Raw genomic sequence first — 14,920 nt, forward strand, 5'->3', positions numbered from 1 at the left:
TGACGCCTTCTCGCGTCTCAATGCTTCAGGATTTCCGGCATGCGCACCGCGCCGCGCCGGGGGAAGAACGTCTCCAGCACCGCCGCGAACGCGGGCAGGAGGGTAATGGCCATGACCATGTTGACGAGGAACATGAAGGTCAGCAGCGCGCCCATGTCGGCCTGGAACTTGAGGCTCGAGAACATCCAGGTCGCCACGCCGACCGAGAGCGTAATGGCCGTGAATACGGTCGCCAGCCCTGTTTCCTTCAGCGCCACGGCAAGCGCGTCGGTGAACGCGAGACCGTTTGCCAGTTGCACCTGCAGGCGGTTGTAGATGTAGAAGGCGTAGTCCACGCCGATGCCGACCGCGAGCACCATTACCGGCAGCGTCGCCACCGTCAGGCCAATTTCAAGCTCCTTCATGAACCAGTAACCGATCCACGTGGCCACGGTCAGCGGCAGGCAGCAGGCGACCATCGCCCGCCAGTCCCGATACACTAGGAAGACCAGCAGGAGGATGGCGGCGTAGACGTACAGCATCATTGGCAGCTCGCTGGCCTCCAGCACTTCATTCGTAGCTGCCTGGACTCCGGCATTGCCGCTTGCGAGCCTGACCGCGACGCCATCGAGCCGGTTGGACTCGCGAAACTGCTTGACCGCCGCCACCACGGTCTGGATCGTGGTGGCGCGGTGGTCGGGCAGATAGAGGTTGACGCCTTGCACGCGGCAGTCGCTCGACGAAAGCCCGGCGATGCGGTTGTTGACGCCCTGGAACTGCGAGCCGAGCCCGCGCGGGTCCCGCGTCACGGTGGCCATCTTCGGGCTGCCTTCGTTCATCCCGGCGTTGTAGAGCTTGAGCTGGGCGGCCAGCGAATCGGTGGACACCACGCCGGGCACGCTGCCCATGCGCCAGGCGAAGTCGTCGATGAACAGGAACTCGTCGGCGCGGGAGCAGACCTCGCCATGGCGGTCCGGCGTGGCCTCGAACACCACTGTGAGCCAGTCCAGGCCCACGTCGAAGCGGTTGACGATCGCGGCGACGTCCTGGTTGTAGCGGGAATCCGCGCGCAATTCCGGCGCCCCGGCCTGGAGGCTGCCCACGTGCCTGCCCTGGCTCTGCCAGAACGCCAGGCAGAAGACCACAGCGCCGGCGATGGTCACGATCAGTGCGTTGCGCGGCTGGGCGATCCGGGCCACCGCCTCCAGCCACCCGTTATGACGCTCGCGCCGCGCCAGTGCCCGCTGCGCGAATTCCGGCGTGAACCGGAAGTACGACGCCGCCACCGGCAGCATCATCAGGTTGGTGACGATCTTGTAGCCCACGCCGATGGCCGCCGTGATCGCCAGTTCCCGGATCATCGGGATCGGGATGAGAATGAGCGTAACGAAGCTCACCAGCGCGGTGACCAGCGCCAGCGACCCGGGAATCAGCAGGCCGGTAAAGCTGCGCCGGGCGGCAATGGCGGAGTCGGTGCCCTGGGCGACCTCGCGGACGATAAAGTTGATCTGCTGGATGCCGTGCGAGACACCGATCGCGAATACCAGGAACGGCACCAGGATGGCGAGCGGGTCAAGCCCATAGCCCAGCAGGCGCAGCGTGCCGAACTGCCAGACCAGCGACACGAGCGAGCAGGCGAGCGGCAGCAGGGTCAGGCGCACCGAACGGCAGTACCAGTAGACCGCCAGCCCGGTGAGCAGGAAGGCGATGCCGAAGAAGCGCGTCACGTCCGCGCCGCGGTCGGCAATGTCGCCGATCTGCTTGGCGAAGCCGATGATCTCGATCTCGACCTGGTCGTTCTCGAACGGGCGCCGGATCTGCTCCTCGAGCAGGCGGTTGAACTGGATATAGTCGAGCTTCTTGCCCGTGCGGGGATCGACGTCGGCCAGCTCGGCGGTGATCAGGGCGCTGGACTGGTCGCGTGCCACCAGGGTCCCGACATGGCCGCCGGCCATGGTGCGCTGACGCATCTTGCCGATGACATCGGCGGAGAGCTTTTCCGGCACGATATCCCCGCCGGCCACCGCCTCTGCCCGGAAGCCGTCCTCGGTGATCTCGGTGAAGAACACGTTCGGTGTCCACAGCGACGTCACGCTGGTCCGGTCCACGCCCGGAAGATAGGTGACGGCCTCGGTCACCTTGAGGACCTGGGTAAGCGTCGCCGCATTCCAGACATCGCCCTGGCGGGCATGCACGGCAATGGTCAGCCGGTTGGCGCCGAAGAGCTTGTCACGGAACTGCTCGAAGGTCTTGATGTACTCGTGGCCTTGCGGCAGCTGCTTCTCGAAGCCGGCTTCGAGGTGCAGCTTCGCGCCGAGCACGCCCATCAAGGCGGTGAATCCTGCCAGTGCGAGCAGGAAAGGAAGGCGGTGCCCGAACAGGGCCGCTTCCAGACGGGTTATCAGGCGGGAAAGCATCAGAAGGACGTGGTCATGCTGAGGGAGACAAAGTCGCGGTCGCGCAGCAGGTTGCTGCCGCTACCGCCCCAGTTGTGCGTGTAGTCGAGGCGCATCTTTGTCTCCGGCTTCGTCTTGAAGTCGAGGGTCGCGCCGATCACCGCGGCGCCCGCGCCCCGGATGAAGCCTGGCAGCGCCGTGGCCGAATAGCCTCCGATGCCTTGCATGACGGCGATGTCCGGCGACAGCGACGCCCGCGTGCCGAAGATGTTGGGATAGGTCACCGAGGCCGCCAGCACCATCCCCGCCGACAACTTGGTGGGCAGCGTGTAGTCGGCGGTGACCGCATACGGAATGCCGGCGTTGAGCCTGAGCTTCGGGTAATACGCCAGCGCACCTTCCGCGGTGAGCGTGCCCTCGGACGCGCCCAGCGCGCGCAGCAGCCAGCCGAACGAGCCCGAAGGCGACATGATGTGGATGCCGGTCAGGTGGAGCTGATAGTGCTGCGTGTCGATTGCCCCGCGGCAACTGCTACCGACGGGCTTGACCGCGAAATCGGCCAGGGCGTTGCAGTAGTAGGGGTTGGCCGGATCGATGACCGTGGTCGGATCGATGGCGACGCTGTCCCGCGGACGGTATGACAGCTCGGTGCCGATCGCCCATTCGCCAACCTGGAAGTTGTACGAGAGGCCGAACAGGTCGCGGTTCTTGCCGTAGTCGAGCGACGCCTGCCAGCCGAACGGATTGCTCGTCGTGTTGACCACCTGGTAGCTCACGAACGGCACCTTCTCGCTGTAGTGGTAGTAATAGAGGCCGAGTTCGTTGCCGCTGTCGGGGAACTTGTAACGCAGCGCCATCCCCCCTTGCCCGTTGTTGGTCGGCTTGTTGTCCGCGCCGCGCGGGATAAAGGTGCCCGTGCCGACCAGGGGCCCGACCGGGTTGGTATTGGGATTCGCCAGCTCCCCGGTGCTCAGGCGGCGGTTGTAGGGCATCCCGGTCGCGGGATTGATGCCGACGATCCGGGTTCCGGTGTCGCCGATCGTGCCGTTGGGAAGCGGGGCCAGGCCCGATGCAGCCAGCGCGCCATTGACAGCTGAAGTCGGGATATAGAAGCCTCGTCCGCCCTTGCCGAGGAAGTCGCTGGTCGAAAAGAAGGTCCCGGGCGCGTCGAACGTGAAGCTGTTCCACTTCCACTGGTAGAAGGCCTCCAGGCCGAGGTCCTTGCCGAGTGAAGTGCTCGCCGAGACCATGGGCGCGGGGATAAACAGGTTTTTCAGCGGCGTTCCCGGCTGGTGCGCGGACGGCAGGTAGATCGCGTTGATCGCGTTGATACCGCCCGGGATGTAGAGGTTCTCACCCCAGTTCAGCACCTGGTTGCCGACCCGGACACGCGCCTGCTGGTCGCCGACGTCGAATTCCTTGGTGATGTAGGCGTCGAGCAGGCGCGGGTCGCTGGTGGCGAAGTTCCGCGCGTCCGGGTCCAGGTCGGTGCGTCTGGTGTGGGCGGTCGCAAAATCATAGTTGACGACGCCGCGCACCAGTCCGCTCCACCCGTTGGTGCCCTTGACATAGAGGTCGCTGGTCCACTGCGCATTGGCCGAGACCGGCTGCCAGCGCTTGTAGTTCAGGTTGCCGTCGTCCTGGTTCAGGCGCAGCGTATCCAGGTTCGACGAGAAGACAGACGGGTTGCTTTTCTGCAGCGGCGTTGGCGCATCGCCGACGCAGCCGCCGTTGTCGTTGCCGACAAAGCTGCAGTTCGTCTTCGACGTTCGCATCGCCGCGCCAAACGAGACCGTCGAGTCGAAGGCCACCGTCCAGCCGTTGTCGAGCGTCCACTGTGCGGCGTAAGCCGAGCCGGCATCCGCCATTGCCAGCAGGCCTACGATCACCGAGCGGGCCAGCTTCCGTTCCATTCGCTTCCCCGCGGCGGCTTGCGCCGCCGCTGCTGCCACATCACGCAGTTTCATGCCTGTCTCCCCGTGGTTCTGTTTTTCTTGGGCTTATCGTGTGGTGAACCGGCGCAGGCCGTCCGGCTCGAAGGTCTTCTCCTTCAGGCGCCCTTCCCTTGCGGCGAGCCAGTCAGGTTCCTTGTGGCCGGCGACGACGCGGTCGAGCACGGCACGGCGGGTCTGGTGGTCATAGCTGGTATTGGCCGCCCAGACGCAGGCCGGCACTTCCCAGGCCATGTAGGGGCCCATCTCGGTGGTGCGCCAGACCTTGCCCTGCGCGTCGTACATGTCCTCCACCAGGATGGTCCAGGTGTCCTCGTCGATGTAGAACACACGCTTGGGGAAGGTATGCCGCATGCCTTGCTTGAGCGTGGCCTCGACCACCCACATCCGGTGCAGCTCATAGCGCGTCAGGTCGCGGCTCAGGAACTTCGGCTTGACGACTTCGTCGACCTTGTTTGCCGAAGAGTTGACCCGGTACGTGTTGTAGGGCACGTACATCTCCTTCTTGCCGGCCAGCTTCCAGTCGTAGCGGTCGAGTGGGCCGTTGAACTGCATGTACTGGTCGACGGTCAGCAGGTTCTCGGTGTTGAGCTGCGGGGCGTCGTACTGGTACGTCGGCGCGCGCCGCACGCGGCGCTGGCTCGCGAAATACAGCCAGACGTCGTTGGCCTCGGAGAACTTGTACTGGGTCAGGGTGGCATCCCCCGCGATCGACGGTGGGCTGGTAAAGGTGTTGAGGTAGAGGCTCTCGATGCCGCGGGCGTCGCCTACGCCCTTGTTCGACGGAGACCACATCGGCGACATCTGCCATTCCTGCTGGCCAAGCGGCTCCCCGATGCTGTCGGTGCCCTTCGGCGGGATGTAGCCGGCATAGCTCATCTGGAAGCCCTCTCCCTTCCAGTGCAGCTTGTGGTTCCACATGGCTTCGGCGCCGTTCTGCGGAATCGGGAACGGCACGGCGGCGCCGAGCGCCTCGGCGAGGTCCTGGCCGTTCTCGCCAAGCTTCGCCGTGGTCGCGTTCTTCTTGGTCCGCTCGTAGAAGAAGTCGGGGAAGCCGCAAGAACGGTGCGTCGGATAGACGTCCATCCGATAGCCCGGGATCGTCTTCACCATTTCGATCTGTCCCGGGGCAAGCTTGTCCTTGTATTTGTCGACGTTGGACGCGTCGATCGAAAGCACCCGCTTGTCATTCGCGTACGGGTCGGGGCGCGCCGTGCCGGGCTTCCAGCCACCCGGTGCCTTCATGTCGCCGCCGGTCCACTCCGGAATCGACCCATCCTTGTTGCCGGCCCGTTCGGCACCCACCGGGGTGAGGTCCTTGCCGAGCCGGCCCGCGTCCTGCTCGGAGGCCGCGGCATAAGCCGCTCCGCCGAACGCAAGGGTCATGGTGAGGAACAACATCTTGTATCTCATCTGAGTCTCCTGTCTGGCATGGCCACGAAGTGCTTCGCTTCGTGTTTTTATGATGTAGAACACGTTACCTAACTTAGGTAACAATGACAAAGAACAAAAGAAAAAAAGAGCTGGGGTAGTCCCTGCGCGCCTGGATGCGATGCTTGCAAACGCACAGGCGCGGCCCCCGGCAGCTGGCGTGGCGTCATGACCAGGCTCAGGCGCCGCCGCTGCCAGCTACCGCCACGGCCCGAATCTCGATGCACAACTCGGGAAGCGCCAGCTCCGCCACGCCTACCGCAGTCCAGGACGGATAGCGGCTCGGCAGGTATTCATCCTTGACCTTGGTGAAGGCCTCGATTTCCTGCCGCAGGCTGGTGTGATAGGTCGTCAGCTCGACAACATCGTCCAGGCTGGCGCCTGCCGATTCAAGGATCGCTTGCAGGGACGCAAAGGCCAGCCGTGCCTGTGCCTCCATGCCCTCGCCGGGCTTCATGGTGGCGTCGAGCCCAACCTGGCCCGACACCCAGATGGTGTCGCCCACCCGGGTCGCGGGGGCGAAATGGTAGGCGTCGTAGAGCGGCTGGGTGCCGGGCGGAATGATCGGTTGCCGTTTCATCGTCGTGGTCGTCATGAGGTCGGTATCGTTTATCAAATGAGTTGGCGGAAACACGGCGCGCGGAAGGGGTCCCCCGCCTTCAGCGATGCCAGTTCTTCGACGTACAGCACACCCGCCGGCGTGAAGCCGGCATCGCTGTGCTCCGGCAACGGACTGAAGACCGCGTCATCGCCAAAGAAGCGCAACACCAGCGTATGGCGGTCCGGGAAATCGGCGTCGACAGCGCCCCCGCCGTGCAGCGAACCCGGGTGCAGCAGCAGAACGTCTCCCGGCTGCGTTGCCCAGGAGAGGATGTCGTACGCATTGGGATCGGTGCGGCGTTCGGCCTCGATATCAGGCAGCCGCGGCCAGGCCCCACCGCCGTGCAACGGCTCGGTGGGGTCGTCGGGGTTCTGGAAGGTGCTGCCATCGTGGCGCGTACCCAGGTACGAGCCCCTGACGATCTCCAGCGCATTGCGCTTGGGGACCGCCTCGAAGCTGATCCACGCGTTGGCGAAGTGCTTTCCCGCCCAGGGCAGATAAGAGGTGTCCTGGTGCCACGGCGAGCGCCCGGCCCGGCCACCCTGCTTGAGGAACAACTCTTCCGCAAAGTACCAGACATGTCTGGAGCCCCACAGGTCGGCGAACAGCTGGCCGAACGGGAGCGAGGCGACCAGTTCATCCAGCCGCCCCTTTGCGAAGGGATTGGCGTTATCGACTTGCGACCGTTGCACGGAGCCGTCAAACAGGCTGTGGGCGTTGGGCCCCGGGTTCTCGATGCCCCAGTCAAAGACTTGCCGGCACATGGCCAACTGTTCCGCGTTGAGACAGCCCTCGATGAGGACGGCACCGTCCTCTTCGAAGGCCCTTCGTTTGGATTCATCCATGGATGCTCTCCTGATGCTTCATTAAGCCCGGCGCCCGGCCGCGTGCGCTTCCGGTCGCTTCGTTTATAGAACAACCAACCAACATTAGGTCATGATGACAAATATAAGTCGGAAGTAAAAGGGAGGGTATTCCCTATCCAATACCTCACTCGCTGTCCCTGCCCGCATGGATTCGGCCGTTGCCCTCATCATTTTGACTTGTTTGTGTGATTGACCTATATTTCCGGCCAGCATATCAATCTTTTAACTTTTGTCCTAACAATGTCGAAGCACGCGAAAACACGTGAAGATGCGCTGGACGTCGATGCCGCCCCGGCAGACATCGTGAACCGCGACGCAGTCGCACTGACCCGACGCCGCCTGCTCGGCGTGGCCGCGGCGGCAAGCGCTGCGATGCTGCTGTCCGGCACGCCACGCACAGCGAGTGCGGCGCCGCGGGCGCAGGGCGCTGGCGGCGTATCCGCGCAGCGCGACGTGCTCGATGTCGCGATCATCGGTGCCGGGCTGGCGGGCCTGACCGCCGCGCGCGACCTGAAACGCGGCGGATGCGACACGTTCGTCGTCCTGGAGGCACGTAACCGTGTCGGCGGCCGCACCTACAACCATGACCTGGGCAACAACGTAGTCTCGGAAGCCGGCGGGCAGTGGATCGGGCCCGGCCAGACCGCCATTGCCGACCTGGCGCGCGAGCTCGGCGTCGATACCTTCGATACCTATTACCAGGGCAAGACCGTATTCCTGGCTGGCGATGTCCGCGTGACGCAGGATCTCCAGGGCGGCGTCGGTGCCCAGGGAAAAGTCGCCGCCAGGCTCAGCGAGCTGGCGCGCCGCGTGCCCAGCGGCGCACCATGGACAGCGGCAAACGCGGCAGAGCTGGACAAGCTGTCGCTCGGCGACTGGCTGGCACGGCAAGACCTGAGCAACGAGGAAAAATTCTCCTTCAGCCTGGCCGCAACCCTGTCGCTCGGCGCGCAACCGGCGCAACTGGGGCTGTTGCACTACCTGTCGGTGATCAACAGCGCTAATAGCGACTACGACACGCTTGAGAAGATCAAGGGCGGCGCCCAGGAGACGCGCTTCGTCGGCGGCGCGCAGATCCTCAGCATCCGGATGGCACGGGGACTTGGCGACAAGGTCCGCCTGTCGTGCCCGGTACGCAAGATCGTTGGCTGGGATCGCGACATTGTCGAGCTGCACACCGACCAGGGCGTGGTACGGGCGCGCCACGTGATCGCCGCGCTTAATCCGGCGCTATGCCAGCAGGTCGTGTTCGATCCGCCGCTGCCCGCAGGACGGGCGCAATTGCATCGGCTCTGGCCGGCGCACGCGCCCATGCGCAAGACCGCGCATGTCTATGCAAAGCCCTTCTGGCGGGACCAGGGATTCAACGGGCAGGTCGTACCGCTGGACGGTCCGCTGATCTGGTCAGTCGACAACTCGCCGCCAGACGGCTCGGTCGGCGTGATCAGCGCATTCGTCAAGCCGGGCTTCCTGCCCGCCGACCCCAAGGCCGCCGAACACATCCTCTCGGCCATTTATGCCCAGGCGTTCGGGGAGAAAGCATTAAAGCCAGTGCAGTACCACGACCTCGACTGGGGCAAGGTCGATGCCTGGTCGATGAGTTGCATCAACCCGATGCCGGCGGGCTTCTGGACCAAGCTGGGCCAGTACCTGCATCCGCCGGCAGGGCGGCTGATCTGGTCTGGCACAGAGACGGCCGACATCTGGGCTGGCGCCATGGATGGTGCCGTGCGTTCCGGCCACCGCGCCGCCCTGCAGGTGCTGGGCGCCCTGGCATACCCGGTTCGGGAGGCATGAATGAAGTACAAGCGCCCTGTTCTCGTGGCGGCTGCGGCCGTGGTGGCGGTGGCCGCCTTCATCGTTCCCGATCTCATGGACTATCACCGGTTCGGAACGGCACTGGATAACCAGGCCCTGGCCAGCCAGGCCGATGGTGGACGCTGGCCGCAATTCGCGGAGACCTGCTTCGCCTGCCATGGCCCGCGCGGCCAGTCCCGCAACGCGGAGTACCCTGCCCTGGCCGGCCAGCCGGCGGCCTTTATCGAGGCGCAGTTGCGCGCCTTCGCCAGCGGGCAGCGCGACAGCCCGACCATGGGGCCGCTAGCCAGGAACCTGACGGATGAGCAGATCGGGTTGCTGGCAGCCTATTACGCCAGGCAGGCGCCGACCGTCAGCCCGGATGTCACGGCCAGCGCCGCGCTCGAGGCGCGCGGCAAGGCTGTGGTCCAGGCGCACAATTGCCAGGCCTGCCATGCCGAAGGGTTGACCGGGAAGGACCTGGCACCACGCCTCGCCGGCCAGGGAGAAAGCTACCTTGGGCAACAGCTTGCCGCGTTCAAGAGCGGCAAACGCCATGACGCGTCCGGCGCCATGGACAGCATTGCCGCCACCTTGTTGAACGAAGACATCCCGGCAGTGGCCCACTACCTGGCCAGGATGTCGCCGGAGCGCAGGGAGATCGGCACCCGATAGGGTCCGACGGGGCAGCAAGGCCAGTCGGCAAGATGCCACGGGTCAGACAGGAGACGGGGAATGCGCGGATACACACCGTCCTGGCTGGCAGCCGGCGTGGCGGCTGTCCTCATGCTTTGCATGGCGGCAGCCATGGGCGTGGCACCGCGCAACGCCTACCACGAACCGGGTGCGCCACGCCGGCTGGAAGCCCTGCAACTCCCCGACGTGCGCGACCAGCTCGAAAAGCTGGCGGATGCCGGTGCCACATACTTCCACGAGGAGCCCATGCGACGCGGCGACACGATCGCGACGTTGCTCAGACGGCTCGGCATGGAAGATCCCGACGCACAACAGTTTATTTCCAGCGATCCGGCGGCGCGCACCCTGTTCAACCTTCAGCCGGACCAGGTCGTCCAGGCCGAGGTCGACCAGGACAAGCTGCTGGTCTCGCTGCGCGCCCCCGTAGCCGGCAATACCACCGCCTCGCGCGAACTGCTGATCCGACGCACCGGCGGCTTTCAGAAGCCTGCCTTCAAGGCGAACCTGCAGGCGGCCAGGAACGAACTGCGTTACGAGATGCGTTCCGGCACCATCACGGCGAGCGGATTCTTCAGGACGATGGACGCCGCGAAGGTGCCCGACGACATCGTCCGGCAGATGATCTCGATCTTCTCGGGTGTGGTCGATTTCCAGCATGACATCGTCCAGGGCGATCGCTTTCGCATTGTCTATGAGGCGGGATTCCGTGACGGCGCGCTGGTGCGCAACGGCCGTGTCGTGGCCATCGAACTCGCCAACCGCGCCCAGCTCTACCAGGCGCTGTGGTATGACCGCGCAGACGGCAGCAACTCCGGCGCCTACTACACCTTCGACGGACGAGGCATGGCGCGCCCGTTTCTCCGCTCGCCGGTCGAGTTCTCACGCATGTCGTCGGGCTTCGGCTGGCGCAACCACCCGGTGCACCTCCAATGGATCCGGCACAAGGGTGTCGACTATGCTGCCCCGACAGGAACCCGGGTCTTCGCCACAGCGGACGGGACGGTCGACTTTGTCGGCCAGCAGACGGGCTACGGCAATATCGTTATCCTCAAACATCATGACGGCTATTCGACGTACTATGCGCACCTGTCAGGCTTCGCTGGTATCCAGCCCGGCCAGCGCATCACGCAGGGGCAGCTGATCGCGTACGTCGGCCAGACCGGCTGGGCAACCGGACCGCATCTGCACTACGAGCTTCGCTTCAACGACGTGCCGCAGAACCCGCTGAGCGTCATGCTGATGGAACCCGTTACGCTGACCGGACGCGCCCGACAGGGCTTCTTGAGCCAAGCCAGTGAGATGTTGAGCCGTATCCATGTCCTGCGCGGCATCGAAGTTACATCTACCCTGGGCTGAGCCGCCCCAAGTGGCGAACAGCAGACTCGCAAATTGACCAGGGACGCCCCCGCGCGTGCCGGTTTGCACTGGCAGTGGCTGCGAGTATGCTTTCCTTCGTGACGCGGATTCCGGCCGACCTGCCATCGCCTTTTGCGCGCAGACGCCAGACCGACGATTGCGGGGGCAGATCATGCGCAGGCAGCCTCATGATGGATCGGGAAAGGATCGACCTTCCGCCCTCGCCTTCAGGGAGGGCGAGCCGCACTTCAGGCTGCTCGCCGATGGCATCCCACACATGATCATGACCGCCGATGCGAATGGCCGGATCGATTACTGCAACCGACGATGGACGAGCTATACCGGCCTCAGCCTTGAGCAAACCCGGTCCGGCGCCTGGAAATCCGCCGTCCACCCGGAGGACTTCGCGCGCAATATCGGCCACTGGGCAGACGCAGTGGCGAGAGGCCGCGAGTACGAAATCGAATATCGCCTGAAACGGGCATCCGATGGCGCCTACCGATGGCACCTCGAACGCGGGGCACCATTGAAAGATGCTGACGGCAAGGTCGTAAAGTGGCTGGCATCCAGCACCGACATCGAAGCGCTGAAGCAGGCCCAGGCCTCTGCTGAAAGTGCGAATCATGCGAAGTCGGAATTCCTGTCGAGCATGAGCCATGAGTTGCGCAATCCGCTGAACGCCATCCTTGGCTTCGCGCAACTAATGGCCTCCGAGGCTCCGCCTCCGACTGCGGCGCAGCAGTCCAGCATCGACCAGATCCTGAAAGCGGGCTGGCATTTGCTGGAACTCATCAACGAAGTCCTTGACCTCGCCAGGATAGAAGCCGGTCAGGCGTCGCTGTCCCCTGAGCCGGTATCGGTCATCGACACCTTGCACGAGTGCCAGGCAATGCTTGAGCAGCAAGCACTGAAGCACACGGTCCGCATGCGGTTTCCCGCAGTCGAACCACCCTGCTTCGTACGTGCCGACAGGACCCGCCTGAAGCAAATCCTCCTCAACCTGCTTTCCAATGCCATCAAGTACAACCGGGACCAAGGCTCAGTCGATGTGCAGGTGACGACGACGGAAGATCGCGTAGGCGTCATCGTGCGCGACACCGGAGCAGGGCTGACACCGGAGCGGCTGGCGCAGCTATTCCAGCCATTCAACCGCCTGGGGCACGAGGCTGGCTCCGTGGAAGGCACCGGCATCGGCCTCGTAGTGGCCAAGCGGCTGGCCGAGTTGATGGGAGGAACCATCAGCGCCGAAAGCACGCCTGGCGTGGGCAGCGTATTCCGGGTCGAACTGCCTGCTGCCGCGCCGCCTGCAATGGCTGGCGAAAGCGCTGAGGCCGCCATGCCTGTCCGGCCGCCAATCGAAGCCCCGTCCACGATGCACACCTTGCTGTATGTGGAAGACAACCCCGCCAACCACAAGCTCCTGGAGCAACTCCTCGCCCGCCGGGCAGACGTGCATTTGTTGTCCGCGGCCACCGGGATTCTCGGCGTCGAGCTCGCGCGCGCTTCTGTGCCCGATGCGATCGTGATGGATATCCATCTGCCCGACATCAATGGCATAGAAGCACTGGGACGCCTGCGCGAAGACCCGATGACAATGCATATTCCGGTCATCGCGCTCAGTGCCAACGCCATGCCGCGCGACATCGAACGGGGCATGAAAGCGGGATTCTTCCGATACCTGACCAAGCCCATCAGGATCCATGAATTCATGGATGCACTGAACGCGGCACTGGAACAGCCGCGAGGATCAGTTGCGCGGGACTAGCACCGAGTCCCGGCGAACCGGCTTGCCATGATCCACCCATCGGACATTCTGGCTGCAAGAATCCTGGTCGTTGACGATCTGGAGGCCAATGTCCTGCTGCTCGAAAGGATACTGCACGCGGCCGGATACAACAGCGTCGAATCAACCACCAATCCGCGCATGGTTGCCGACCTGCACGGCAGGAACCACTATGACCTGATCGTGCTGGATCTCCAGATGCCCGGCATGGACGGGTTCGAGGTCATGGAGAACCTTAAGGTCGTCCAGCCGGACAGCTACCTTCCTGTGATCGTTGTCACCGCCCAACCCGATCACAAACTGCGCGCACTGCAGGCTGGTGCGAAGGACTTTGTCAGCAAGCCATTCGATCTCGGCGAAGTACTGATGCGGGTGCGGAACATGCTAGAGGTGCGCCTGCTGCACAGTGAGTCCTTGCAGCACGGCAAGGAACTCGAGCGCAAGGTGCGGGAGCTGGAAGCGAGCCGGGAGACCATCGTCCGCCAGAGCGATGAGCTCAGGCGCCTTTACGAGCAGCTTGTCTGCGAGCAACAAGTCACCGAGCGGCTTCTCCTCAATGTACTGCCGTCTCCCATCGCCGAGCGGTTGAAGCTGCGCTCCGATCTCATCGCAGCCAGCCCGCCGGAAGTCATCGCCGACAGGTTCGAGGCGGTCTCGGTGCTGTTCGCCGATCTCGTGCAGTTCACCCGCTTTTCTCCCGGCCTGAGCCCCGAGAGACTGGTGGCGGTACTTAACGAGATATTCGCTGACTTTGATACTATCGCCGACAAGCGCGGGCTCGAGAAAATCAAGACGATCGGCGACGCATACATGGCCGCTGCCGGCCTGCCCGTCCCTGCGGCCGACCACGCCGTCCGGGCCGCGCATATGGCGCTGGACATGATGGAGTCCCTGAGTCGGTTCAACGCGCGAAGCGGCTACGGCCTGCAGTTGCGGGTTGGCATTCACAGCGGCGCGGTCATCGCCGGCGTGATCGGCAGGCGAAAATTCATCTATGACCTGTGGGGCGAAACGGTCAATATTGCGAGCCGGATGGAGTCCCACGGTATAGCTGGCTGTGTGCAGGTCACGGAAGCCACCCGGCAAAAGCTGGGGAAGCCCTTTGTGTTGGAAGCGCGCGGAGCCATTGATGTCAAGGGCATCGGTGAGCTACATACATGGCTGGTAGCAGGGAGAGACACTGACGCGCCCGGATAACCCCATGCTGACCGTACCGTCGACGGCGGCGTCCTTGCACCATTCGCTCATGAGGACACCAATATACGCGTCCCTTGGTGGCCGCCACCACGTACGTCCGCCCCAATGGAATCTGCCTGTCGAAGCTACCCGACCCGGAAAAACTCCACGCTCTGCCCCGCATTGACCGCCCGCCGCAGCCAGTCCGGCATGTCGCCCTGCCCGTCCCAACTCTGCCCCGCGGCGTTGCGGTAGCAGACCACTGGCGGTGGCGCTGGTGCGGGTGGCGGGGGCGGAGGGGGCGGCGGATCGAAGCACCCCGCCGCTGCCAGCTCCTCCATTGTCAGCCCGTAGTCGGCCATCTCCGCCTGGATCCAGCGGATCGCCGCCGCCCGCTCAGTTTTTGCTGTCATTGCTGTCGTCACTGCTGTCGCTGCCGTCTTCCGGGTTGGAGGCGGCCGTCGGCGGGTCCTGCTTGTCGTCTTGCTGTTCGTCCGGTTTTGCGCCTGGCACCGCCGTAGACCGTACTAAATGTGTCACCGATGCGACAGTAAATGTGTCAACACGCCGAGCGATTTTGGTCAACTCTGCGCGAGCCCTTGCTGGCCAAGCGTTTGCAGGTTGCGAACTAAATTTGTCACCAGCAAGCTGGGGCCGGTGGGCCAGGTTCCCGCCAGGCCCGACCAAAGGCAGCAACCGGCCACTCTCGGTCATCCGCCCTTACACCGTCGGACGGCCGGAGTTGGTCGATAGGCGGACTCTGGCAGGAGCATCTTTCTCACGGAAAGTAGACCTTCTCCCAGATTGTCGGAATCGTCACCACCTACCGCAAGTGGTGCACCGGGCCCTATCCGTCGCCAGCGTTGCGAGAACTGCCCACCTTGTTA

Annotated in this window: 11 protein-coding genes; 5 read left to right on the forward strand and 6 right to left on the reverse strand. The window is 64.2% G+C overall.

From position 1 onward, the window contains the following. Positions 1-17: 17 nt before the first annotated feature. From E0W60_RS30725 to E0W60_RS30745, 5 genes are all read right to left on the reverse strand, one after another. Positions 18-2,396, reverse strand: coding sequence for an efflux RND transporter permease subunit (locus tag E0W60_RS30725; protein ID WP_135706671.1), 2,379 nt, complete (start codon positions 2,394-2,396; stop codon positions 18-20). Next, complete coding sequence (locus E0W60_RS30730) at positions 2,396-4,342, reverse strand: DUF1302 domain-containing protein (RefSeq protein WP_135706672.1); 1,947 nt, start codon at positions 4,340-4,342, stop codon at positions 2,396-2,398. Before E0W60_RS30730 ends, E0W60_RS30725 begins: the two co-directional genes overlap by 1 nt. A gap of 33 nt (positions 4,343-4,375) precedes the next feature. Beyond that, positions 4,376-5,740 carry a DUF1329 domain-containing protein gene (locus E0W60_RS30735; RefSeq protein ID WP_135706673.1) on the reverse strand — a complete coding sequence of 455 codons (1,365 nt, stop codon included), beginning with the start codon at positions 5,738-5,740 and terminating at the stop codon, positions 4,376-4,378. A gap of 196 nt (positions 5,741-5,936) precedes the next feature. Further along, positions 5,937-6,353, reverse strand: coding sequence for a RidA family protein (locus tag E0W60_RS30740; RefSeq protein ID WP_167884645.1), 417 nt, complete (start codon positions 6,351-6,353; stop codon positions 5,937-5,939). A 17-nt stretch (positions 6,354-6,370) separates the two neighbouring features. After that, positions 6,371-7,204 carry a phytanoyl-CoA dioxygenase family protein gene (locus E0W60_RS30745; protein WP_135706674.1) on the reverse strand — a complete coding sequence of 278 codons (834 nt, stop codon included), beginning with the start codon at positions 7,202-7,204 and terminating at the stop codon, positions 6,371-6,373. Positions 7,205-7,597: 393 nt separating this feature from the next. Between E0W60_RS30745 and E0W60_RS30750 the strand changes: the two genes are divergently transcribed. The 5 genes from E0W60_RS30750 to E0W60_RS30770 all read left to right on the forward strand — a co-directional run bounded on the left by E0W60_RS30750 (position 7,598) and on the right by E0W60_RS30770 (position 14,054). Continuing rightward, positions 7,598-9,022, forward strand: a complete 1,425-nt coding sequence (locus E0W60_RS30750; RefSeq protein WP_240746115.1) for a flavin monoamine oxidase family protein — start codon at positions 7,598-7,600, stop codon at positions 9,020-9,022. Beyond that, positions 9,023-9,697, forward strand: coding sequence for a c-type cytochrome (locus tag E0W60_RS30755; RefSeq protein WP_135706676.1), 675 nt, complete (start codon positions 9,023-9,025; stop codon positions 9,695-9,697). A gap of 60 nt (positions 9,698-9,757) precedes the next feature. Further along, positions 9,758-11,074, forward strand: a complete 1,317-nt coding sequence (locus E0W60_RS30760) for a M23 family metallopeptidase (protein WP_135706677.1) — start codon at positions 9,758-9,760, stop codon at positions 11,072-11,074. 172 nt (positions 11,075-11,246) lie between these two features. Continuing rightward, complete coding sequence (locus tag E0W60_RS30765) at positions 11,247-12,839, forward strand: PAS domain-containing hybrid sensor histidine kinase/response regulator (protein WP_240746101.1); 1,593 nt, start codon at positions 11,247-11,249, stop codon at positions 12,837-12,839. A gap of 27 nt (positions 12,840-12,866) precedes the next feature. Then, complete coding sequence (locus tag E0W60_RS30770) at positions 12,867-14,054, forward strand: adenylate/guanylate cyclase domain-containing protein (RefSeq protein ID WP_135706679.1); 1,188 nt, start codon at positions 12,867-12,869, stop codon at positions 14,052-14,054. Positions 14,055-14,179: 125 nt separating this feature from the next. On the opposite strand, the gene E0W60_RS30775 is transcribed toward E0W60_RS30770, so the two are convergent. Next, a complete protein-coding gene (locus E0W60_RS30775; protein WP_135706680.1) occupies positions 14,180-14,446 on the reverse strand; it encodes an H-NS family nucleoid-associated regulatory protein in 267 nt (88 codons plus the stop codon). Positions 14,447-14,920: the final 474 nt, after the last annotated feature.

This window comes from Cupriavidus oxalaticus, from assembly GCF_004768545.1.
GTDB lineage: Bacteria > Pseudomonadota > Gammaproteobacteria > Burkholderiales > Burkholderiaceae > Cupriavidus > Cupriavidus oxalaticus_A.

Excerpts from the sequence above, each read along its gene's own strand:
- E0W60_RS30730 (WP_135706672.1), bottom strand. The coding sequence starts at position 4,342 with ATGAAACTGCGTGATGTGGCAGCAGCGGCGGCGCAAGCCGCCGCGGGG.
- E0W60_RS30725 (WP_135706671.1), bottom strand. The coding sequence starts at position 2,396 with ATGCTTTCCCGCCTGATAACCCGTCTGGAAGCGGCCCTGTTCGGGCAC.
- E0W60_RS30770 (WP_135706679.1), top strand. The coding sequence starts at position 12,867 with ATGATCCACCCATCGGACATTCTGGCTGCAAGAATCCTGGTCGTTGAC.
- E0W60_RS30745 (WP_135706674.1), bottom strand. The coding sequence starts at position 7,204 with ATGGATGAATCCAAACGAAGGGCCTTCGAAGAGGACGGTGCCGTCCTC.
- E0W60_RS30775 (WP_135706680.1), bottom strand. The coding sequence starts at position 14,446 with ATGACAGCAAAAACTGAGCGGGCGGCGGCGATCCGCTGGATCCAGGCG.
- E0W60_RS30765 (WP_240746101.1), top strand. The coding sequence starts at position 11,247 with ATGCGCAGGCAGCCTCATGATGGATCGGGAAAGGATCGACCTTCCGCC.
- E0W60_RS30750 (WP_240746115.1), top strand. The coding sequence starts at position 7,598 with ATGCTGCTGTCCGGCACGCCACGCACAGCGAGTGCGGCGCCGCGGGCG.
- E0W60_RS30740 (WP_167884645.1), bottom strand. The coding sequence starts at position 6,353 with ATGACGACCACGACGATGAAACGGCAACCGATCATTCCGCCCGGCACC.
- E0W60_RS30735 (WP_135706673.1), bottom strand. The coding sequence starts at position 5,740 with ATGAGATACAAGATGTTGTTCCTCACCATGACCCTTGCGTTCGGCGGA.
- E0W60_RS30760 (WP_135706677.1), top strand. The coding sequence starts at position 9,758 with ATGCGCGGATACACACCGTCCTGGCTGGCAGCCGGCGTGGCGGCTGTC.
- E0W60_RS30755 (WP_135706676.1), top strand. The coding sequence starts at position 9,023 with ATGAAGTACAAGCGCCCTGTTCTCGTGGCGGCTGCGGCCGTGGTGGCG.